We start from the raw sequence: 19,798 nt of genomic DNA on the forward strand, positions 1-19,798 counted from the left end.
TTGCCGAACATGGATGAGTCATTAACTCAAATTTATAAGGGAATATTATGAAGAATCACCTAATTGCTAGTTTTGTCATTGGAGGATCTTTAATCATATCATCTGCAATCGTCACAGGAGCGATTCCATTGAAAAATGAAAACGTACTGCAGGTTGTAGACGGAAGCGTGAAGTTGGGTAACGTCTTTAGTGAAGATGATTTGGTTTCAGCTAAATTGGTATTTAGTGATGATAATCAAGATCAGGTATTATTCGAGAATGTTGGTCCAGAAGAGGCTGGTGCTCGACTGGAGGAAAAAATTAAAGAGCTTGCAAAGCAAATTAATTATAACGAAAAGGATGAGTCGAAAAAGATAGCAGCAGAGAAGCTGTCAATAAAGATTCCTTTCACATTAGTGTTAACGTCATCGGTGAAATACCGCTCTGAGTACCAACCGTCATTCACTTTAAATTTAACGAAAAAAAATGTTGATTTGCCAGCTAACTCAAACATGCTGGAAAGCATCAAACCTGCAATTGATAATTTTGTTAAGAGTCAGAAAGCACAATTTGATGCGTCGCATTTCATAAAATAAAAAATCCAATTTAAACCCGCTTCGGCGGGTTTTTTATTGCCCGGAGCAAGCCATGAGCTGGAAAGACAATCTTCAGGATGCCTCACTGCGGGGCATCGCGTTTAAGGTGGACAGCGATGAGGCAACCTTTGGGCGTCGCGTGCAGGTGCATGAGTACCCCAATCGCGACAAACCGTGGGCGGAAGATTTGGGCCGCGCGACGCGTCGCTTCAGCGTTCAGGCTTATCTGATTGGCGATGATTTCTTTGAGCAGCGTAACCGGCTGATTGAAGCCATTGAAAAGCCGGGATCATGCACGCTGGTTCATCCTTACTACGGCGAGATGACCGTGGTTGTAGATGATGCCGTTCGCGTCAGCCACTCGCAGAGCGAAGGGCGTATGTGCCGCGTCAGCTTCAGCTTCGTTGAGTCAGGTGAATTATCGTTTCCCACTGCTGGACTGGCAACAGGACAGAAGCTCACCTCTTCAGTTTCATTCCTGGACGATGCCATTTCATCGGCGTTCGGTGCCTTTGGTATGGATGGCCTGCCGGACTTCCTGCAGGACGGCGTGCTGGATGAGGCGACAGGCATGTTCAGTACCGTAACCAGTGCCTTTCAGTATGTTGATTCTGGTATCAGCGCCGCATCACGTCTGATGCAGGGCGATTTATCGGTTCTGCTTAGCCCGCCGTCGAGCGGCATGAGCTTTGTTAACCGGTTGCAGACCATGTGGCGCGCCGGAACGCGGCTGACGAGGAATACTTCGGACCTGATGTCGATGATCAAGGGGCTGACCGGAGTCACGATTGATTCGGGCCTGGCTCCGCGCGGCGTCTGGAAAACCGACAGTAAGACAGCACAGGCGCAGACCACGCAGCGCAATTACGTTGCACAGGCGGTACGAACCACGGCCATCAGCGAGGCAGCCGCAACGGTCACCAATCTGCCACAGCCTGCAAACCGGACTGTCACGCGCCAGCAGGACCCGCAGCAGCCAGTCGTGGTATCGCATCCGGCCGTCAGTAACATACGCACTGATTCAGGCAGTGCGGCTTCAGATACTGATACCACAGCGACAGCCACCGTTTCCGCCTCTTCCGGCGTAACCACCTCTCTTGATAACAGCTCCGTTATTTCCTGGGATGACCTCGCGCAGATGCGTGACAGTCTCAATGAGGCCATTGACCTTGAGATGGAGCGCGTTTCAGATGACGGACTTTACCAGGCGCTGGTCACCGTGCGCACTGACGTTAACCGCGATATCTCTGCGCGGCTGGAGCAGGTCGAGCGCATGACGGAGCGCACACCTTCGCAGGTTACGCCCGCACTGGTGCTGGCTGCAGACTGGTACGACTCAGCATCCCGCGACGGTGATATTACTGCGCGTAACGGCATCCGCCATCCCGGCTTCGTGCCGGTTCAGTCACTGAGGGTGCCGGTTCGATGAACAACACAGTTATTTTACGGGTGAACGGTCAGGAGTGGGGCGGCTGGACATCGGTGAGGATCGCTGCTGGCATTGAGCGTATTGCCCGCGACTTCACCGTTGAGATTACCCGCAGCTGGCCGGGCGACACCGACCAGGCAAACCGCAGCAACCGCATTAAAAACGGTGACCTCGTCGAAGTGCTGATAGGCACCGATAAAGTGCTGACCGGCTACGTTGAGGCGACGCCGGTCAGGTATGACGCACGTAGCATCAGCGTGGGAATATCAGGGCGCAGCAAAACTGCTGACCTCATCGACTGCTCAGCCACGCCATCACAGTATGCGGGCCGTTCGCTGGCGCAGGTGGCTGCAGAGCTGGCGAAGCCGTTCAGCATTACAGTGGTGGATGCGGGTGGCGCATCCGGTGCGCTTCAGGGAATTCAGGCCGACCAGGGCGAAACGGTCATGGACGTGCTGAACAAGATGCTCGGACTGCAGCAGGCGCTGGCGTATGACAACGCGCAGGGCAATCTGGTTATCGGCGGCATCGGCAGCCAGCAGGCGCATACAGCGCTGGTGCTGGGTGAAAACATTCTTTCCTGCGACACCGAAAAGAGCATCCGGGACCGCTTCAGCGACTATCAGGTTTCCGGGCAGCGTAAGGGTAATGACGATGACTTTGGCGAGGCCACGACTACGGCTATTCGTTCAAAAACTATTGATGGTGGCCTGAAGCGCTACCGCCCGATGATTATCCGTCAGACCGGCAACGCCACCACAGCAACCTGTAGCGCCCGCGCGGAGTTTGAGATGCGCCAACGAGCTGCACGTACCGATGAGGTGACCTACACCGTGCAGGGCTGGCGGCAGGGTGACGGCTCACTCTGGCTGCCTAATCTGCAGGTGATCGTCTTTGACCCCATCCTGGGCTTTAACAACCGGCAGATGGTGATCGCTGAGGTGACCTACCAGCAGGATGAAAACGGGACCGTGACCGAAATCAGGGTCGGGCCGCCGGATGCCTATCTTCCTGAACCAGCGAAGCCCGGCAAGCGTAAGAAAAAGAAAGAAGAGGATGATTTCTGATGGCTAATCCGATTTCAGGTATGGGCCGTGCGCTGTCAAACCTTCTGGCCCGCGCCGTGGTTCGCGGACTGAACACGGCTACAAAGTGCCAGATGCTTCAGGTTGAAATGGCTGGGGGCGAGGGGAAAAGCGATATAGAACATATGGAGCCTTATGGCTTTACCGCAGCGCCGCTTACCGGTGCAGAGGCCGTGGCCGCCTACTTTGACGGGGATCGATCTCACGGTGTGGTTCTGGTCGTCTCTGACCGTCGCCACCGCATTAAAGGTCTTAAGTCCGGTGAGGTGGCGGTTTATGACGATCAGGGGCAGTCGGTCACCCTCACCCGCGAAGGAATCGTCGTCAACGGGGCGGGCAAGCCGATCACCTTTACCAATGCGCCGAAAGCCCGATTTGAAATGGACATCGAGTCGACTGGCGAGATCAAAGATAAGTGTGACTCCTCCGGCCTGACCATGTCAGCCATGCGCACCTCCTATAATGGTCACACGCATAAAGAAAATGGCTCCGGCGGCGGCACGACCGACGCAACAACGCAGAAAATGGTGGCGTCATGATTATTGTCATTAACGGCGTCCAGCGTGACGTGACGTGGCCACCCGATCCCCTGACACGCGCGGTGATTATCTCCCTCTTCTCATGGCGAAAGGCAGAGCCCGACGACAGCCCGGAGCAGGATAACGGCTGGTGGGGCGACAGCTTCCCGACCGTTCAGAATGATCGCATTGGCTCACGCCTTTATCTCCTCAGCCGCGCGACGCTCACCAATAAAACGCCGCTCAAAGCCCGCGAATATATCAGCCAGGCGCTTCAATGGCTGGTGGATGATGGCGTAGCGGTACGGGTAGACGTGAAGGCCGACCGCACCGGCATTAATACGCTTAGTGCTTCGGTGGTCATCAGTCAGAAAGACGGTAACCGCACGGCATTTTCATTTGACGATTTATGGAGTGAACTTAATGGCTGACAGTGGATTTACCCGCCCGACACTCCCTCAGTTAATCACCACTGTCCGCAACGATATCCTGACCCGCCTGACTGCAGACTCAACGCTGGCTGCCCTTCGGCGCACCGACGCAGAAGTATATGGCCGGGTGCAGGCGGCGGCAGTACACACAGTCTATGGCTATATCGATTATCTGGCCCGCAACCTTCTGCCGGACCTCGCAGATGAGGACTGGCTGACGCGGCATGCCAACATGAAGCGCTGTCCGCGCAAGGCAGCTACGTTTGCAGCAGGGTTTGTCAGGTGGGATGTCGCCACCGACGGCATACCCATTCCGGCCGGTGTGATAATTCAGCGTGACGATCTGACTTCATTCACCACGACAGCGGAAGCTACTTCAGCAGGTGGCATTCTGCGCGTGCCGGTAATTTGCAATACAGCCGGGAAAGTAGGCAACACCGATGACGGGCTGACCATGCGACTTGCCAGCCCGATCACCGGTCTGACATCTGCAGGCGTGGCGGAAGGCATTCAGGGCGGCGCTAACGTTGAAGATTTAGAAGTGTGGCGTGGGCGCGTTATTGAACGCTGGTACTGGACCCCCCAGGGTGGTGCTGATGGTGATTATGAGGTCTGGGCTAAAGAAGTGGCGGGCATAACCCGCGCCTGGACATACCGGCACTGGAGCGGACGCGGAACGGTGGGGGTCATGGTGGCAAACAGCGACCTGATAAACCCGATCCCCGACGCGGCCACGGTAGCAGCCGTCAAAGCCTATATCGAGCCTATGGCCCCGGTGGCCGGTGCGGATATTTATGTTTTTGCGCCAACGTCCCATACGGTTAACTTCCAGATTCGCCTGAACCCGGACACTGCCGCAGTACGCTACGCCGTTGAGGCTGAGCTGCGTTCGATGATGCTGCGCGATGGCGTGCCTGAAGGCGTGCTGAAGCCATCCCGCATTAGCGAGGCCATCAGCATCGCGACGGGTGAATACAGCCATACGCTGGTCAGCCCGGCGGCTGACATCACTATTGCTAAAGGGGAGGTAGGCGTGGTGGGGGCAATCTCATGGACTTAACGTCTCAGTACCAGCAGATGCTGGGAGCACTGCTGCCGCGCGGCCCAGCGTGGGATAGTGATGACCTGGTGTTAATGGGGCTTGCCCCCTCACTGGCAGAAGTGCATGGGCGCGGTGATGCGCTGATGCTGGAAACCGACCCGCGTTCAGTGACAGAACTTATTGACCGTTATGAAAACATCAGCGGGTTACCTGACAGTTGTGCACCGTCGGGCGTGCAGACTCTGCAGCAGCGGCGTCAACGCCTGGATGCAAAGCTCAATCTGGCGGGCGGCATCAACGAGGCGTTTTACCTGGCTCAACTGGAGGCGCTGGGTTACACCGGCGTCACCATCACGCGCTACAACAAAAGCCAATTTAATTGCCTGTCTGACTGCACCGATTCTCTCTACAGCGATGACTGGCGTTATTACTGGCAGGTGAACATGCCAGCGGCCACGCAGATAACTCCAATGACGGCCATCAGTAATTGCACAGATAGCCTCAGGATGTGGGGCGATACCATCGCCGAGTGCGTCCTTTCAAAACTGGCGCCGTCGCATACATACGTTATTTTCAAATACCCGGAGTAATTATGCATCGTATTGATACACCTACCGCTCAGGTTGATAAATTTGGGGCAGGTAAAAATGGCTTTACCGGCGGTAATCCTCAGACGGGTGAACTCCCGACTGCGCTTGACGCAAGTTTTTTTGATTCCGTACAGGAAGAAATATCAGGTGTCATTGAAGCTGCAGGCCTGAAATTGATTAAAGCCAAGAACGATCAATTACTAAATGCCATCAACTTACTGGTGAGCTCTGGACGGCTAATGAACGTTCGCGTTTTTATCGCATCTGGCAACTACACGCCTTCAGCAGGAACAAAGAGAATTAAGGTGACTGTCGTAGGTGGCGGGGGCGGGGGCGGTGGTTCTGCTGCGACTGACGCAAACACACGTAGCTGCGGAGCCGGCGGAGGCGCAGGGAATACTGCCATTTCCTTGCTGGATGTATCCTCATTAACTTTTCCTGTATCAATCAATGTAGGCACCGCTGGGGCGGCAGGAGCGGCCGGTGGTGGATCCGGTGGAAGTGGTGGTCAGGGCGGAACGACAACATTTGGAACCTATATAAATGCTACAGGCGGGTTTGGGGGTGGGGGCGGATCTCTCGCGTCAGATTCATTAACCGCAGTAACCACGAATGGTGGCACAAGCGCTGCGCCGACTACAGGTAACATCCTCAACCAAAGAGGGTCTGCAGGGCTACAGGGTATTGTTGGCAGTAACGCAATTGTTTCTGGTGCTGGCGGAGCATCCAGTTTAGGGGGAGGCGGAAACCCTGTCGCTGCCGGTGCATCTACCGCTGGTGAAAATGGTATCTATGGTGGAGGTGGTTCCGGATCCATATCAATCAAATCATCTCAGATTGGTCGGGCCGGCGGTGCTGGCGGATTAGGCGTTGTAGTTATTGAGGAATATGCATAATGGCTAACTATGCTCTGGTGCAAGATAAAAAAGTACTTAACACGGTTGTATGGGATGGGGAAGAAGAGGTTAGCTTCGGTGACGATGTCTTAGTCGTACTGATTCCTGAAGGAGAGCCGGTTAGCATTGGCTATTCGTATGATGGGAAAAAGTTTACCGCGCCTGCTCTAACGGCTGACCAGAAAGCGGCTCAAGATGCTGCGGCAGTTTCAATGAATATCACCCTCAAATCCACGCTTATGAGCGAAGCAAGCCAACGCATAAGTGTCCTTCAGGATGCGGTGGATCTTGAGATGGCTACCGATGATGAAACAAAGGCGCTGCCATTATGGAAGAAGTATCGCGTCTTGCTGAGTCGAATAAATGCTGATATCTCCAGCGCTGTTACGTGGCCAGACAAACCAGCATTTTAATTTAATGCAGCGTATTTCCTTGTAACTTCCTTCCAATTTTAATAAATGGCAACTCGACCATCTTGTGCAATACGTATGCAAATGCAATGGCTGAAAGCGTCGAAGTGACAAGTTTGGTCAGGTTGCCAGCTTCCAGCCAAAAAAACGGCGGGTGCTCAAGAAGAAGATACATTATAAAAAAGTGCGTAATGTATATTGAGAAAGATATATCACCAAAGAAAGACAAGATTTTTGAATTTAATATATTGAAGTTGGATTCAAACATAACTATGCAAATAAATAATGGAAGCGCTATGAGATAGAATTTAGTTAATCCAGATCCATATACCACCTCTGAAAAGTAAAGCCATCCAGACAGGGAAGCCAGTAGCATAATCATAGGAATGGATATGGTTGACCTTACTTTCAACCATCCTCTCCTGAACGCTTCGCACAGCCACATGCCAAGCAGGAACTCTAAATGGAGGGATGTGCTGAAGAACTTCAATGCGTGATCAGCATAAGAGCTATCCCCAAGAGCAGCCACATAGCTAGAGTTGAGCGACACTGAGCCGGTAAAGGTGAACTGAAGCAGCAAAACCTGAGCCATTAATATTGATGAGGCTATGAGCACTCTATTTTTATGGCTAATCATCATTGCCACGCCGAAAACAAAGTAAAACCATATTTCATACGATAACGTCCACGCAGGGCCGATAAAGTTAAAATCGAACTCCGGTGCTGGCCTGTTATAGTCCTGAAGAATAAAAACACCTGATTTGATCATTGACCATAATGGGTGGACGTTGTATCGGATCAGGAATATTGATGAAATTATCAGTATGAAAAAAAATAACGGATAAATCCGGAAGAACCTTTTCATGAAGAAACTGGCGACCTGGCCTTTCTGTGCAGTGACGTAAGTTATAATAAATCCGCTAATCAGAAAGAATAAGTCTACACCGAAACCGCCGTTTAGAAAAATCCTGTTAAAAGGTTCAACCTTCCCTATATACATAAAAGAGAAATGAAACATAACGACTAGTAGCGCCGCAAATCCTCTTGTGTAATGAATGCTTTTTAACATGTGTAGTCCAGAAATTTAGATTCGCGCAAGATAGTACCAACCAATCCCTCACTCGGGTAGTCATAAAAAAGCCCCGGCGACGGGCAGTTACAGACCGCGCCAATCTAAGCTGGCTACGGGGTGGGTAATTTGAGATTAGTTACTCACCATCGCAACCGCCAACTAAAAACCCTTCCCCATCAATCCCTTTACAAATCTGTACGCCGCTCCGCCTTGATCAAAAGTACCGATCGATATTACTGTTTATCCATACAGTATTTATCAGAGAAGGATTAATTGTGCCGCGCGATTATGAAATCAAACACGCATTTATGAACGCTATCAAGCGAGACCCGTCACTAGGCGTCATCGTTACCACCCAAGAATTTGTCCATCAGCTGGAGAAGCTTAACTGGCACTTCAGCCTGCGGGAGGCCAACCAGTGGATAAAGACAAACACCGTGACGTTCCGTGACGCCTCGACGCAGGAAGGTGAGGCAAAAACTTACAAGCAGTTCAACCCGAACGGAGGGTTGTAGAATGGGGTTTCCATCACCTGCTGCTGACTATATTGAAAAGCGTATCGACTTGAACGCCATCCTGATGCCAAACCCGGTAAACGTCATCTGTATGGGTACGTCAGAGGGATTCGTGCTGGTGGATTTTTCACTCAGGGCATCTCCGGGAGACACTGTGGCATTCCAGATTCCAGCTCGGCGACCATACACAATTGGGAAAGCTATTTAGCTCGGATATCATTACATCTAACAGCGAGACGATTGATGGAGTAGGTCTAAATGGGGTTCTAATCTTAGGCAAAGTGAAAATCACTGTATTATGGGTCTTTGATAGTGTCAGCCCTATTTGATGTTTACAGAAGCAGATTGTTATCGTCATTTTTCAGTAACTTTAATATCGCTGCTTTTAGGCAATTAGAAAGTAGCCCAAAGGCTGCTTTCTAATTGAAATTTATAATGGCATGAGATGATTTGATTGCCGCCCGCAGATACCCTGTTTTTTTAAAATTATTTTGCTAATTTCTCAATATGAGATATGGCTTTAGTGAAATCTGATAAATGAAATGTCGCATCTTTACGATTAAATTTATTTTTCCAGTCATTAAATTCTGGTTCATCTGAGGGGAATCCATAGTAGTGCACAATGGCATTGCTTTTAGCTATTTTTGTCCAAATATGCTCATCTATCTGATGTACTCTCACTCCTATAATAAATAGTTTAGAGCACTTGGTGAGGCTTTCAAACCACATCATTTGTTGTTTAGATACATATTGAGGACTAGTCCTTATTGGCTTTCCTTCAGCAAATAATGACATTGCGGGCGCAACACTGTCCTCTTTAAGGTATCGCAAAATACTTTCTGGATGTCCTAAAGGCCTGACGGGAATGTCGTAGTCAAAGTTACCACCAGAAACAACACCGTTTGATATTTCAATTGATTGGGTATCATGCCAGAAATTACTGGAACCATGAATTTTCAATATTCGGATTGAACCATCAAAATATTTATTACTGTAATTTACCTTCAGTCCTTTTTTAGAGGCTGCAAGTTCTAAAAGCAAGTCATAATTTAAACTTGCGAAAATAACTCTACGGCTTCTTATCGATTCAATTAATTTAATGTAATTATTTTCTTCTCTAGGGGTGAACTTCAACAGGTAGCCAGCTAGCTCTCTTTGGAATGTCATTAAGTCAAAGTTAATGTTGTACTCGTAACTAATAAATTCTTTCATTCCTTCTTCGAAATTATTTTTAAAAGTTTCTTTAAGATGATCGGGAAGTCTAGATGCAGTTTTACCTAGTGATTCCAGCTTTTCAAATAACATGTTTCCCAAGGGCGGGGGGTAAGGATCAACATCGCCACTGCCATAACTTGCTCCTGCTCCTAACAGTATAATATGTGCCATAAGCTATCCTTCTTAAGATTCATGCATAAAAAGCATCCATAAATACTCAAATAGTATAGCCCATATTCATATGAATTATCATACAATTAGATTGATTGATTTTAAGGGGAGTGAGTAATTTTTGTAATTTTATTTTAATAAACAATAGATTAAAACTTTCTGGCCATGAGGCGCGAGATACTCTCGACTCTTACATAATCAGATTTTTCAGTAGTAAAATAGTAAAAATACCTTAAGATAGTTTATCAGTAAAATTTTATGTCATTAAACAGCTGGAAAAAACGGTGTTACTTCCGGTTAATTACGAGTTTTTTATAAAAGGTATTTATATGAAATATCAGGTTAAGGCACACTTAGACAGGGCTAGAGAGCTTTTGAAGTCTAATGAAGAACATAGTTTAAGATATGCTTCGCTTGAATTACGATTTGCTATAGAGGCACATGTTTATAATCAATTAAGAGCAGGTATGGATAAAATTCCTGAAAGTGTAATGAATACCTGGCAGCCTCCGCAAGCAATAAGGTTACTATCAGACTTTGAAGAGACTGCTGATAAAGATCTTTATATGGAAATAAGCACTCCAGAGGGAGAAAAAGAAACCATTGCATATAAAAATATAAAGTATTCTGATTTAAAAAAAATATACAATGCACTTGGTTCAAATCTTCACCAACCAACACTTAAGAAAGTCGATAATTATAAAATTAATAAGCAGGTTATCCAAGATGCTTTGGAAAAAATGGACGAAACACAAGGTTATAATTTAATATCCTTTCACAGGCCTTACGATATTATAAATTGTGGAAAGTGTAAAAAAGATATTTTGTTTACAAAACATTATGTGAGCAATAACTCAATATTGAAATGCCAATCTCAAGGGTGCAAAAACTACTATGTTATAAGATTATCAGGAGACGATGGCGTCGAGCATTTTTGCAGTGCTACTTTCAATTGTATGTCTTGTGAAAGTAAGATAAGTCTTCATTTATTTGAGTTAGACGAAGGTGGTGATTTTGCATGTAAGCAGTGCGGTAATGAATATGAGGTAACCAATGGGATTTTCTCAAATGGGCATGTAAGTAAAATGCCTAAATTTAATTTCGATGGAACGACTAACCTTCAGTATTTAGAAGAAGATTAAATAAGTTTGTGCGGCTGGTAGCATTCAATATAATTCCTTTTTTTAATGGCAAAGCAGCGCCGGATACTGAAAATTTGTGTACATTTTAGCGTACCAATCAAGAGTTTTGTTTTTGTTTAATTTAAATTAAAACAATTGGTTAAGGGGTTTTTTGTGTTAGTCCATTTAACTAAGAGGACAGCGGCGCGCAGTATAGCGCAAACAGGCCGTGAGATTCACTACATCGCCGTCCGTTTGCTCATTCCGCCAGCAATTCCGGTTTTCTGCACGCGCTAACGTTACGTGCAGAAAGCGGAAACAGCTGTACTGAAGTCCGGGATGTCATCCAGACTGAAGCGGCACCCCGACTCTTAAATCTTCACTCCCTCTTTACAGCAGCCACTTCCAGTAAACGTTTTTCAGACGCCCGCCTGGCAAATCGCCTTCAGCAAACAGACCAGAAAGGCAGACAGAGCGGTTCAATCTGCTCTGCCTGCCCTGGATTTACTCAGCCTTTTCCTGCTCTTCGCGCTGGCGACGTTTCTCCTGCTTCTTCTTCTCAGCCTTGGCTTTAGCCACGGCCGCTTCGCTCATGTCGTTGCGGATCTGCGCGTGGCTGATCAGGGCAAAAATCAGCGTGCCGCCGGTAATGTTGCCGAGCAGCGTCGGCAGGGCAAACGGCCAGAAGAATTCATACCAGCTGATGCTGCCATTAAAGACCAGATAGAGCACTTCCACCGATCCCACCACGATATGCGCCAGATCACCCAGCGCAACCAGCCAGGTCATCATCACAATCACCAGCAGTTTGGCGCCCCCCGCCGAGGGGAACATCCAGACCATGGTGGCGATAATCCAGCCGGAGATCACCGCATTGGCAAACATCTCGCCGGGCGTATTTTCCATCACCTTCATACTGATGTTGGTAAACGCCTGACGGGTAGCCTCGTCAAATATCGGCATCTCATTAAACGCCAGCGCACCCAGTGCCGTCCCTATCAGGTTACCCAGCAAGACGATGCCCCATAAACGTAATAGCAGAGCGCCATTACTCCAGGTCGGTTTGTGCATCACCGGCAGGACTGCCGTGACGGTATTTTCGGTAAACAGCTGCTGACGCGCCATGATGACGATAACAAAACCAAAGGTATAACCCAGGTTTTCAAGCAGGAATGCCCCTGGTACGCCATCCAGATGCACCTGAAATATCCCCTTCGCCATCAGCGAGGCGCCCATGGATAAGCCCGCCGCAATGGCTGACCAGAGCAGCGCCATACCATCGCGCTCCAGCTCCTTCTCCCCATCCTGGCGGATCTCTTCATGGATGGCGGCGGCGCGGGAGGGTAAAGCCTCCTCATCGACTTCGATGTCAGTGCCCTTATCCTTCTCTTCACTCTCGACGTCGTTAGGACCCTGTTCATTACCTGATGAAGGCTTCATATTTTCTCCTGGTGATAGTGCTGTCGCGTAATAAGCGTAGCCGTTTTTTATTTGCCGATAATGTAACGATCGATGCGAATAAGCGTAACAACGTTTTTCGGAACTGCATTTTTATTCAGACTGCGGGTGATACCGCACGAATAAACCCATGGCATCGAAACTGAGCGGTGGCTCACACTTCGGCCCACAGCAACATTGTGGTAATATCCCGGCCACTTTTAGCTGGTGCGATTCCCCCCTCGATGTTGGAAATCATTACGCTCACTTGTGCATACGACGAACGTGCGCTGTTCCGCCAGCTCTCATTTCGCGTCTCTGCAGGCGACATTGTGCAGATTGAAGGCCCCAATGGTGCCGGTAAGACCTCACTCCTGCGCCTGCTGGCTGGCCTGAGCCGTCCTGAACAGGGTGAAATACGCTGGCAGCAGCGGCCAATCCTGCGGCAGCGCGAAGCCTGGCATCAGGCGATGCTCTATCTGGGCCATCATCCCGGTGTCAAAGGCGTGCTTACACCGCTGGAAAATCTGCGTTTCTACCATCCTGATTGCAGTGATGCGCAGATCTTTGCTGCGCTGGAAAGCGTCGATCTCACGGGCGACGAAGAGGTGCCGGTTAGCCGGTTATCGGCGGGCCAGCAGCGTCGGGTAGCGCTGGCGCGTCTGTGGCTCAGCCAGGCCCGCATATGGATTCTCGACGAGCCGCTGACCGCCATCGACAAAGCGGGTGTTAAAAAATTAATGGCGAAATTCGCCCGGCATGCCGATAACGGTGGCGCAGTGATCCTGACAACCCATCAGGATTTGCCCGCGGATGCTGCGCGGGTGCGCAAAATTCGCCTCGGCGACGGGGAGGAAGGCTGATGCTGTTTCGCCTCATCCAGCGTGAATTACGCATCGCCTTTCGCAGCGGGGCTGATGTGATCAATCCGCTCTGGTTTTTCCTGATTGTTATTACCCTGTTTCCGCTGGGCATCGGACCTGACCCGCAACAGCTGGCGCGTATTGCACCGGGCGTAGCCTGGGTTGCCGCGCTGCTGGCGTCGCTGCTGGCGCTGGAGCGGCTGTTTCGCGATGACTTCAGCGATGGTTCGCTGGAGCAACTGGTACTGCTGCCGACGCCGCTGCCGGTAACGGTTATCGGCAAAGTAGTGGCGCACTGGCTGGTCACAGGCGTGCCGCTGATTATCCTGTCGCCGCTGGCCGCGCTGCTGCTGTCGCTGGATTTTAATGGCTGGCGGGCGATGGCCCTGACGCTGCTGCTCGGCACGCCAACCCTGAGTTTTCTCGGTGCCATTGGTGTAGGTCTCACGGTGGGTTTACGGCGCGGTGGCGTACTGCTTAGCCTGCTGGTGCTGCCGCTGGCCATTCCGGTCTTGATCTTCGCCAGTGCGGCGATGGAGGCGGCCAGTCAGGGGTTGCCGATTAATGGCTATCTGGCGATTCTCGGCGCGATGCTGCTGGGCAGCGCCACGCTCTCCCCGTTTGCCACGGCGGCAGCGCTAAGAATTACTTTGCAATAACAGCCGTTGAAATAACCGCGCGTAAAAGACGCGGCAACACTCTTTTATCGTTAATGTGAGCATTTGATATGTGGAAAGCGTTACATCAGCTGGCCAGGCCCGAACGGCTCTATCAGTTTTCGGGGCGACTGGTGCCGTGGTTCGCCATCTCAGGGCTGGCGGCGTTGCTGCTGGGCTGGGCCTGGGGCTTTGGATTTGCTCCCGCTGACTATCAGCAGGGCGACAGTTTCCGCATCATGTACATTCATGTGCCCGCCGCGATGTGGTCGATGGGCATTTATGCCTCGATGGCCATCGCCGCCTTTATCGGCCTGGTGTGGCAGATGAAAATGGCCGATCTGGTTTCCGCCGCCATGGCACCGGTGGGCGCGGTCTTTACCTTTATTGCGCTGGTCACCGGATCCGCATGGGGCAAGCCGATGTGGGGGACCTGGTGGATCTGGGATGCACGCCTCACTTCGGAGCTGGTGCTGCTGTTCCTCTATATGGGCGTGATTGCGCTCTGGCATGCTTTTGATGACCGCCGCACCGCAGGGCGGGCCGCGGGTGTTCTCATTCTGGTCGGCGTAGTTAATCTGCCGATCATTCACTTTTCAGTACAGTGGTGGAATACCCTGCATCAGGGCTCGTCGGGCATTCTCCAGCAGGCGATTGCGCCAGTGATGCGAACGCCGCTGCGCTGGGCAATCATCGGTTATCTTCTGGTGTTTATCACGCTGACCCTGATGCGGCTGCGCAACCTGATTCTGTTAACCGAACGTCATCGTCCCTGGGCGATTGATGTGGCGAAGCGGGGAGAGCAGGCATGACACCCGCCTTTTCCTCCTGGCACGCTTTCTTTGAGATGGGGGGCTACGCCTTCTATGTCTGGCTGGCGGTTGCCTGCACGCTGATTCCGCTTGTCGGGCTGACGCTGCATACCCTGTTGCTGCGCCGCCGCCTGCTGGCTGAGATCCGCCAGCGCGACGCGCGGGAACGCCGCATCCGGGCAGCGAAATCTAAAAAAGCCGCGGCTGAAGCGGCAGGAGAGATATTGTGAATACCCGTCGACGCAACCGCCTCTATGCGGCAGTGGCGATTCTGCTCGGCCTCGGCCTGGCCACCGCGCTGGTGATGTATGCGCTGCGCTCAAACATCGATCTGTTCTATACCCCAGGTGAAATCCTTTACGGCAAAGGCGAGGCGCACGAGAAGCCCGAAGCGGGCCAGCGGCTGCGCGTTGGCGGCATGGTGATGCCCGGCAGCGTCCGGCGCGATCCGAATACGCTTGCCGTGTCGTTCAAACTTTATGATGCCCGCGGCGTGGTCAGCGTCAGTTTTGAAGGCATCCTGCCGGATCTGTTCCGTGAAGGGCAGGGCGTCGTCGCGCAGGGCGTGCTGGCGGCGGGCAACCAGGTGATCGCCAAAGAAGTGCTGGCGAAACATGATGAGAAATATACGCCGCCGGAGATTGAAGACGCGATGAAGAGTAATCACACCGGCCCCCAGTCGCTGTATCAGGCGGGAAATAAATCATTATGATGCCCGAGATTGGTACTTTTCTGCTCTGCCTGGCGCTGGGGCTCTCCCTGCTGCTGAGCAGCTATCCGCTATGGGGCGCAGTGCGCCAGGATGCCCGCCTGATGGCAATGGCACGTCCGCTGGCCTGCGGTCTGTTTATCTGCATCGCGGCGGCTTTCGCGCTGCTGGTCTGGGCCTTTATCAGCAACGATTTTACCGTTGCCTATGTCGTCACAAACTCCAACAGCCTGCTGCCGGTTTATTATCGCATCGCCGCCACCTGGGGCGCGCATGAAGGATCGCTGCTGCTGTGGGTGTTGCTGCTCAGCACCTGGACATTAGCGGTGGCGATATTCAGTCGCGGTATGCCACAGGATGCGCTGGCACGCGTGCTGGCGGTCATGGGCATGATCAATCTCGGCTTCCTGCTGTTTATCCTGCTGACCTCGAATCCGTTTGGCCGCACGCTGCCGGACTTTCCGATAGACGGGCATGACCTGAATCCGATGCTGCAGGATATCGGCCTGATCTTCCATCCGCCGCTGCTCTATATGGGCTATGTCGGCTTTTCGGTGGCGTTTGCCTTTGCTATCGCCTCGCTGATGGCCGGACGGCTGGATACGGCCTGGGCGCGCTGGTCGCGTCCCTGGACCACGGCGGCCTGGGTCTTTCTGACGATTGGTATTGTCCTTGGATCGGCCTGGGCCTATTACGAACTGGGCTGGGGCGGCTGGTGGTTCTGGGACCCGGTTGAAAATGCGTCGTTTATGCCGTGGCTGGCAGGCACCGCCCTGATGCACTCGCTGGCGGTCACTGAAAAGCGAGGCACCTTTAAGGCCTGGACCGTGCTGCTGGCGATTACCGCGTTTTCGCTGAGCCTGCTGGGGACGTTCCTGGTGCGATCCGGGGTGCTGGTGTCGGTGCATTCCTTCGCCTCGGATCCGGCGCGCGGGATGTTTATCCTCGCGTTTCTGGTGATTGTTATCGGCAGTTCGCTCCTGCTCTACGCGATTAAAGGCGGGCAGGTACGTGGCCGGGTGCAGAATGAAACCTGGTCGCGCGAATCGTTTTTGCTGGGTAATAACGTGCTGCTGATTGCCGCGATGCTGGTGGTTCTGCTCGGCACGTTGTTGCCGCTGGTGCACAAGCAACTGGGCCTGGGCAGCATTTCGGTCGGTGAGCCGTTCTTCAACACCATGTTCAGCTGGCTGATGGCGCCGTTTGCGCTGCTGATGGGGATCGGGCCACTGGTGCGCTGGCGTCGCGATGAGCCGCAGAAGCTGGCAAAGCGGCTGGCGCTGGCGCTGATCGTGACCCTGGCCTGTTCCGTCATCATTCCCTGGTGGCTGCAGGATCGCATTGAGGCGATGACCGTGGTTGGCCTGCTGATGTCACTCTGGATTATCGTGCTGACGCTGCTGGAACTGCATGAGCGCGCCACTCACCGTCATCCGTTCTTTGCCGGTTTACGTCACCTGTCGCGCAGTCACTGGGGCATGGTACTGGGCCATCTTGGGGTAGGAGTGACGGTGATCGGTATTGCATTCAGCACTCAGTACAGCGTGGAACGCGATGTGCGGATGAAGGCGGGTGATAGCATCGATATTCATCACTATCACTTTGTCTTCCGCGGCGTGCAGAATCTGCAGGGGCCTAACTACAGCGGCGGCATGGGCATCATCGATGTCACGCGCAACGGCAAACATGAAGCGACGCTGCAGGCAGAGAAACGCTTTTATACGGCCGCCCGCACCATGATGACCGAAGCGGCGATTGATGGGGGTTTCAGCCGCGATCTCTATGCGGCGCTGGGCGAAGAGCTGGAGGATGGCGGCTGGGCCGTGCGCATCTATTACAAACCCTTTGTCCGCTGGATCTGGTTCGGTGGTGCGCTGATGGCGCTGGGTGGGCTGTTCTGCCTGTTTGATCCCCGTTATCGTTCGCGCAAAAAAGCGGGAATTGAGGAGCGGATATGAACAAGAAAATCCTGTTTATTCCCCTGATGCTGTTTCTGTTGCTGGCGGCGGCGCTGCTGTGGCAGCTGACACGTAATGCCGATGGCGACGATCCGACCCGTCTCGAATCCGCTCTGATCGGCAAGCCGGTGCCGCTGTTCCGGCTGGAAGCACTCGATCAGCCAGGAAAAACCTACGACCAGCGCGTGCTGACGGATGGCAAACCGATATTGCTGAACGTCTGGGCGACCTGGTGTCCGACCTGTCGCGCCGAGCATCAGTATCTGAATACGCTGGCGGAGCAGGGCATTCGCGTCGTCGGGCTGAACTACAAAGACGATCGTCACAAGGCGGTTAACTGGCTGAATACGCTGGGCAACCCCTACGCGCTGAGCCTCTATGATGGCAACGGCATGCTGGGACTGGATCTCGGCGTCTATGGCGCGCCGGAAACTTTTCTGATCGACGGTAAGGGGATCATCCGTTATCGCCACGCGGGCGATCTCAATGCGCGCGTCTGGGATCAGGAAGTGAAACCCTTGTGGGTGAAATACAGTGCGGAGGCGGGATCATGAGAATGCTGTTACTGCTGTGCGGCCTGCTGTTCAGCATCAACCTGTGGGCAAGCATCGACACGCTGCAATTTGACTCGGTGGCCCAGGAAGAACAATACCGCGACCTGACCGCTTCACTACGCTGTCCGAAGTGTCAGAACAACAGCATCGCCGACTCAAACGCCATGATTGCCGCCGATATGCGGCTGAAAGTCTATCAGCTGATGAAGCAGGGCCAGAGTCGCCAGCAGATCATCGACTATATGGTGGCGCGTTACGGCAATTTCGTCAGCTATTCGCCACCGGTCACGCCCTCAACCCTGGTTTTGTGGGCTGGTCCGGCGCTGTTTGCGCTGCTGGGCGGCGCGGTGATTATCCTGCGCAGCCGTCAGCGCAAAACCCGCAGTGAGCTGGATGAAGATGAGCAACAGCGTCTTAATGCGCTACTGAAGTCAGACAGGAAGCCGTAATGAGTGCATTTTGGATCACCCTTTTTCTGTTACTGCTGGCGGCCTGTACGCTGTTTATGGCGGCGGGCTGGCGGCAACGTCAGGCCAGCACAGGCGATCGCGATCGCCTTAATCAGCGCTTCTACCATCAGCGGATAGATGAGCTGGCACAGGATGAAGATCAGGGCGTCGTCGCTGAGCGTCCGCTGATGGAGCGGGAGTTACAGCAGACACTGCTGGCGGATATTCCACCGGCACAGACGATGAAATCACACAGCAGCAGCCGCTGGATTTTGCTGCCGGGCCTGATCGTGCTGATTGGGGTATCGCTGGGAACTTACCTGAAAACCGGTGGCCTGGCACAGCTCACGGGCTGGAAGCAGGTGCAGCAGGCGTATCCTGAGCTGCGTGCCCGACTGATGGACCCTGGCGCTAAACCGCTGAGCATGGAGGAGCTGGCGCGTTTACAGCTCGGATTGCGTACCGCGTTGCAAACGGAACCGGATAATCTGGCCGACTGGACCATGCTGGGGCGGCTCGGCATGGTGCTGAATAATGCGGAGATCGCCAGCCAGGCGTTTGAGCATGCATTACAGCTTGCTCCCAACGATCTGGCGCTGAAGCAGGATTATGCGGAAGTCCTGACGCGATCCCCCGATCCGCAGGATAACCGTCAGGCGTCACTGCTACTGCAGGAATTGCTTAAAGCGGATCCGCAAAACCTGCGTACGCTTAGCCTGCTGGCATTTAATGCTTACGGACAGCAGCAATATGATCAGGCTATCGACGCATGGCAGACCCTGCTGGGTCTGTTGCCGGCCGGTGATTCGCGACATGCGATGATCGCCCGCAGCATCGAAAAGGCCAGAAGTGCCGCCGGGCAACAGAGTCGTCAGCTGGCGCTGACCGTGACGCTGGCACCTAAGGCAGAAAAAATGTTACCGCAGGACGGAGTGTTGTATATTTCGGTTTCTGACGGTGCTTCACCGGTGCCGGTGGCTGTTAAGCGGATGCCGCTCAGTCACTTCCCGCTGTCGCTGACGCTGGATGACAGCAACGCCATGATGCCGGATCGCCTTCTTTCGGCGCAGCATCAGGTCGAGGTCCGGGTGCGTATCTCCCGTGACCCAGCCAATCCCCGGCCGGGTGACTGGCTGGGCCTGAGCGCCGTAACGCCCTGGGATGGGCATCAGCCGATCGCGGTAGAGATTAATCAGCAGCTTCCCTGAACGCATCAACTGACCGCGTTCAGGATGATGCGTGCCATTGCCTGCTGCCTCTGGCACAAAGTCAGCTATGCTCATCGGGTAA

The 19,798-nt window shown here is 52.7% G+C and carries 23 protein-coding genes; 20 read left to right on the forward strand and 3 right to left on the reverse strand.

Features of this window, described 5'->3' with window-relative positions:
- The first annotated feature begins 47 nt into the window (after positions 1 to 47).
- The 9 genes from NR201_RS14285 to NR201_RS14325 are packed head-to-tail and all read left to right on the forward strand — an operon-like array spanning position 48 to position 6,979.
- Positions 48 to 575, forward strand: coding sequence for a hypothetical protein (locus NR201_RS14285; RefSeq protein WP_256849908.1), 528 nt, complete (start codon positions 48 to 50; stop codon positions 573 to 575).
- A 52-nt stretch (positions 576 to 627) separates the two neighbouring features.
- Positions 628 to 2,004: a DNA circularization protein gene (locus tag NR201_RS14290; protein WP_256849909.1), complete on the forward strand. Its 1,377-nt coding sequence runs from the start codon at positions 628 to 630 to the stop codon at positions 2,002 to 2,004.
- Positions 2,001 to 3,071: a phage baseplate assembly protein gene (locus NR201_RS14295; protein ID WP_089414355.1), complete on the forward strand. Its 1,071-nt coding sequence runs from the start codon at positions 2,001 to 2,003 to the stop codon at positions 3,069 to 3,071. The genes NR201_RS14290 and NR201_RS14295 overlap by 4 nt, the downstream gene beginning before the upstream one ends.
- Positions 3,071 to 3,628 carry a phage baseplate assembly protein V gene (locus NR201_RS14300; protein ID WP_256849910.1) on the forward strand — a complete coding sequence of 186 codons (558 nt, stop codon included), beginning with the start codon at positions 3,071 to 3,073 and terminating at the stop codon, positions 3,626 to 3,628. Before NR201_RS14295 ends, NR201_RS14300 begins: the two co-directional genes overlap by 1 nt.
- On the forward strand, positions 3,625 to 4,038 hold the full coding sequence (locus NR201_RS14305; RefSeq protein WP_256849911.1) for a phage GP46 family protein: 414 nt from the start codon (positions 3,625 to 3,627) through the stop codon (positions 4,036 to 4,038). Before NR201_RS14300 ends, NR201_RS14305 begins: the two co-directional genes overlap by 4 nt.
- A complete protein-coding gene (locus NR201_RS14310) occupies positions 4,031 to 5,098 on the forward strand; it encodes a baseplate J/gp47 family protein (RefSeq protein ID WP_256849912.1) in 1,068 nt (355 codons plus the stop codon). Before NR201_RS14305 ends, NR201_RS14310 begins: the two co-directional genes overlap by 8 nt.
- Complete coding sequence (locus NR201_RS14315) at positions 5,089 to 5,670, forward strand: YmfQ family protein (protein ID WP_256849913.1); 582 nt, start codon at positions 5,089 to 5,091, stop codon at positions 5,668 to 5,670. The genes NR201_RS14310 and NR201_RS14315 overlap by 10 nt, the downstream gene beginning before the upstream one ends.
- A 2-nt stretch (positions 5,671 to 5,672) precedes the next feature.
- Entirely contained in the window at positions 5,673 to 6,566 is an 894-nt protein-coding gene (locus NR201_RS14320) for a carbohydrate kinase (RefSeq protein WP_256849914.1), read from the forward strand.
- Positions 6,566 to 6,979, forward strand: coding sequence for a tail fiber assembly protein (locus NR201_RS14325; protein ID WP_256849915.1), 414 nt, complete (start codon positions 6,566 to 6,568; stop codon positions 6,977 to 6,979). The genes NR201_RS14320 and NR201_RS14325 overlap by 1 nt, the downstream gene beginning before the upstream one ends.
- A gap of 1 nt (position 6,980) precedes the next feature.
- On the opposite strand, the gene NR201_RS14330 is transcribed toward NR201_RS14325, so the two are convergent.
- Positions 6,981 to 8,045 carry an acyltransferase gene (locus tag NR201_RS14330; protein ID WP_256849916.1) on the reverse strand — a complete coding sequence of 355 codons (1,065 nt, stop codon included), beginning with the start codon at positions 8,043 to 8,045 and terminating at the stop codon, positions 6,981 to 6,983.
- 278 nt (positions 8,046 to 8,323) lie between these two features.
- Here NR201_RS14330 and NR201_RS14335 point away from each other — a divergent pair, with 278 nt between their 5' ends.
- The gene (locus NR201_RS14335; RefSeq protein WP_256849917.1) at positions 8,324 to 8,563 is read left to right on the forward strand and encodes a DNA polymerase V; all 240 of its coding nucleotides are present in this window, start codon (positions 8,324 to 8,326) and stop codon (positions 8,561 to 8,563) included.
- Positions 8,564 to 9,049: 486 nt separating this feature from the next.
- Here NR201_RS14335 and NR201_RS14340 read toward each other — a convergent pair whose 3' ends face one another.
- The gene (locus NR201_RS14340) at positions 9,050 to 9,949 is read right to left on the reverse strand and encodes a hypothetical protein (protein WP_256849918.1); all 900 of its coding nucleotides are present in this window, start codon (positions 9,947 to 9,949) and stop codon (positions 9,050 to 9,052) included.
- Positions 9,950 to 10,278: 329 nt separating this feature from the next.
- On the opposite strand from NR201_RS14340, the gene NR201_RS14345 reads away from it, so the two are divergent.
- Entirely contained in the window at positions 10,279 to 11,091 is an 813-nt protein-coding gene (locus NR201_RS14345; protein ID WP_256849919.1) for a hypothetical protein, read from the forward strand.
- Positions 11,092 to 11,574: 483 nt separating this feature from the next.
- Here NR201_RS14345 and NR201_RS14350 read toward each other — a convergent pair whose 3' ends face one another.
- On the reverse strand, positions 11,575 to 12,510 hold the full coding sequence (locus NR201_RS14350; protein WP_010671426.1) for a formate/nitrite transporter family protein: 936 nt from the start codon (positions 12,508 to 12,510) through the stop codon (positions 11,575 to 11,577).
- Positions 12,511 to 12,752: 242 nt separating this feature from the next.
- Here NR201_RS14350 and ccmA point away from each other — a divergent pair, with 242 nt between their 5' ends.
- The 9 genes from ccmA to ccmI all read left to right on the forward strand — a co-directional run bounded on the left by ccmA (position 12,753) and on the right by ccmI (position 19,716).
- Positions 12,753 to 13,370, forward strand: a complete 618-nt coding sequence (gene ccmA / locus NR201_RS14355; protein WP_033767505.1) for a cytochrome c biogenesis heme-transporting ATPase CcmA — start codon at positions 12,753 to 12,755, stop codon at positions 13,368 to 13,370.
- Positions 13,370 to 14,029, forward strand: coding sequence for a heme exporter protein CcmB (gene ccmB, locus NR201_RS14360; protein ID WP_010257910.1), 660 nt, complete (start codon positions 13,370 to 13,372; stop codon positions 14,027 to 14,029). The genes ccmA and ccmB overlap by 1 nt, the downstream gene beginning before the upstream one ends.
- A gap of 68 nt (positions 14,030 to 14,097) precedes the next feature.
- Positions 14,098 to 14,838 (forward strand): heme ABC transporter permease, encoded by a 741-nt coding sequence (locus tag NR201_RS14365; RefSeq protein WP_010257913.1) that lies wholly within the window; start codon positions 14,098 to 14,100, stop codon positions 14,836 to 14,838.
- Positions 14,835 to 15,068 (forward strand): heme exporter protein CcmD, encoded by a 234-nt coding sequence (ccmD, locus tag NR201_RS14370; RefSeq protein WP_249654695.1) that lies wholly within the window; start codon positions 14,835 to 14,837, stop codon positions 15,066 to 15,068. The genes NR201_RS14365 and ccmD overlap by 4 nt, the downstream gene beginning before the upstream one ends.
- The gene (gene ccmE, locus NR201_RS14375; protein ID WP_061901238.1) at positions 15,065 to 15,550 is read left to right on the forward strand and encodes a cytochrome c maturation protein CcmE; all 486 of its coding nucleotides are present in this window, start codon (positions 15,065 to 15,067) and stop codon (positions 15,548 to 15,550) included. The genes ccmD and ccmE overlap by 4 nt, the downstream gene beginning before the upstream one ends.
- Positions 15,547 to 17,505 (forward strand): heme lyase CcmF/NrfE family subunit, encoded by a 1,959-nt coding sequence (locus NR201_RS14380; RefSeq protein WP_256844627.1) that lies wholly within the window; start codon positions 15,547 to 15,549, stop codon positions 17,503 to 17,505. The genes ccmE and NR201_RS14380 overlap by 4 nt, the downstream gene beginning before the upstream one ends.
- Complete coding sequence (locus tag NR201_RS14385; protein WP_010257920.1) at positions 17,502 to 18,059, forward strand: DsbE family thiol:disulfide interchange protein; 558 nt, start codon at positions 17,502 to 17,504, stop codon at positions 18,057 to 18,059. Before NR201_RS14380 ends, NR201_RS14385 begins: the two co-directional genes overlap by 4 nt.
- Complete coding sequence (locus tag NR201_RS14390) at positions 18,056 to 18,508, forward strand: cytochrome c-type biogenesis protein (protein ID WP_033788173.1); 453 nt, start codon at positions 18,056 to 18,058, stop codon at positions 18,506 to 18,508. Before NR201_RS14385 ends, NR201_RS14390 begins: the two co-directional genes overlap by 4 nt.
- Complete coding sequence (gene ccmI, locus NR201_RS14395; protein WP_256844626.1) at positions 18,508 to 19,716, forward strand: c-type cytochrome biogenesis protein CcmI; 1,209 nt, start codon at positions 18,508 to 18,510, stop codon at positions 19,714 to 19,716. The genes NR201_RS14390 and ccmI overlap by 1 nt, the downstream gene beginning before the upstream one ends.
- The last annotated feature ends 82 nt before the right edge of the window (positions 19,717 to 19,798 follow it).

The sequence above is a fragment of the Pantoea sp. Fr-CA_6 genome (genome assembly GCF_024520895.1).
Lineage (GTDB): Bacteria > Pseudomonadota > Gammaproteobacteria > Enterobacterales > Enterobacteriaceae > Pantoea > Pantoea agglomerans.

Coding starts and splice junctions, on each gene's coding strand:
- NR201_RS14285 (WP_256849908.1), top strand. CDS start 48: ATGAAGAATCACCTAATTGCTAGTTTTGTCATTGGAGGATCTTTAATC.
- NR201_RS14290 (WP_256849909.1), top strand. CDS start 628: ATGAGCTGGAAAGACAATCTTCAGGATGCCTCACTGCGGGGCATCGCG.
- NR201_RS14295 (WP_089414355.1), top strand. CDS start 2,001: ATGAACAACACAGTTATTTTACGGGTGAACGGTCAGGAGTGGGGCGGC.
- NR201_RS14300 (WP_256849910.1), top strand. CDS start 3,071: ATGGCTAATCCGATTTCAGGTATGGGCCGTGCGCTGTCAAACCTTCTG.
- NR201_RS14305 (WP_256849911.1), top strand. CDS start 3,625: ATGATTATTGTCATTAACGGCGTCCAGCGTGACGTGACGTGGCCACCC.
- NR201_RS14310 (WP_256849912.1), top strand. CDS start 4,031: ATGGCTGACAGTGGATTTACCCGCCCGACACTCCCTCAGTTAATCACC.
- NR201_RS14315 (WP_256849913.1), top strand. CDS start 5,089: ATGGACTTAACGTCTCAGTACCAGCAGATGCTGGGAGCACTGCTGCCG.
- NR201_RS14320 (WP_256849914.1), top strand. CDS start 5,673: ATGCATCGTATTGATACACCTACCGCTCAGGTTGATAAATTTGGGGCA.
- NR201_RS14325 (WP_256849915.1), top strand. CDS start 6,566: ATGGCTAACTATGCTCTGGTGCAAGATAAAAAAGTACTTAACACGGTT.
- NR201_RS14330 (WP_256849916.1), bottom strand. CDS start 8,045: ATGTTAAAAAGCATTCATTACACAAGAGGATTTGCGGCGCTACTAGTC.
- NR201_RS14340 (WP_256849918.1), bottom strand. CDS start 9,949: ATGGCACATATTATACTGTTAGGAGCAGGAGCAAGTTATGGCAGTGGC.
- NR201_RS14345 (WP_256849919.1), top strand. CDS start 10,279: ATGAAATATCAGGTTAAGGCACACTTAGACAGGGCTAGAGAGCTTTTG.
- NR201_RS14350 (WP_010671426.1), bottom strand. CDS start 12,510: ATGAAGCCTTCATCAGGTAATGAACAGGGTCCTAACGACGTCGAGAGT.
- ccmA (WP_033767505.1), top strand. CDS start 12,753: ATGTTGGAAATCATTACGCTCACTTGTGCATACGACGAACGTGCGCTG.
- ccmB (WP_010257910.1), top strand. CDS start 13,370: ATGCTGTTTCGCCTCATCCAGCGTGAATTACGCATCGCCTTTCGCAGC.
- NR201_RS14365 (WP_010257913.1), top strand. CDS start 14,098: ATGTGGAAAGCGTTACATCAGCTGGCCAGGCCCGAACGGCTCTATCAG.
- ccmD (WP_249654695.1), top strand. CDS start 14,835: ATGACACCCGCCTTTTCCTCCTGGCACGCTTTCTTTGAGATGGGGGGC.
- NR201_RS14380 (WP_256844627.1), top strand. CDS start 15,547: ATGATGCCCGAGATTGGTACTTTTCTGCTCTGCCTGGCGCTGGGGCTC.
- NR201_RS14385 (WP_010257920.1), top strand. CDS start 17,502: ATGAACAAGAAAATCCTGTTTATTCCCCTGATGCTGTTTCTGTTGCTG.
- NR201_RS14390 (WP_033788173.1), top strand. CDS start 18,056: ATGAGAATGCTGTTACTGCTGTGCGGCCTGCTGTTCAGCATCAACCTG.
- ccmI (WP_256844626.1), top strand. CDS start 18,508: ATGAGTGCATTTTGGATCACCCTTTTTCTGTTACTGCTGGCGGCCTGT.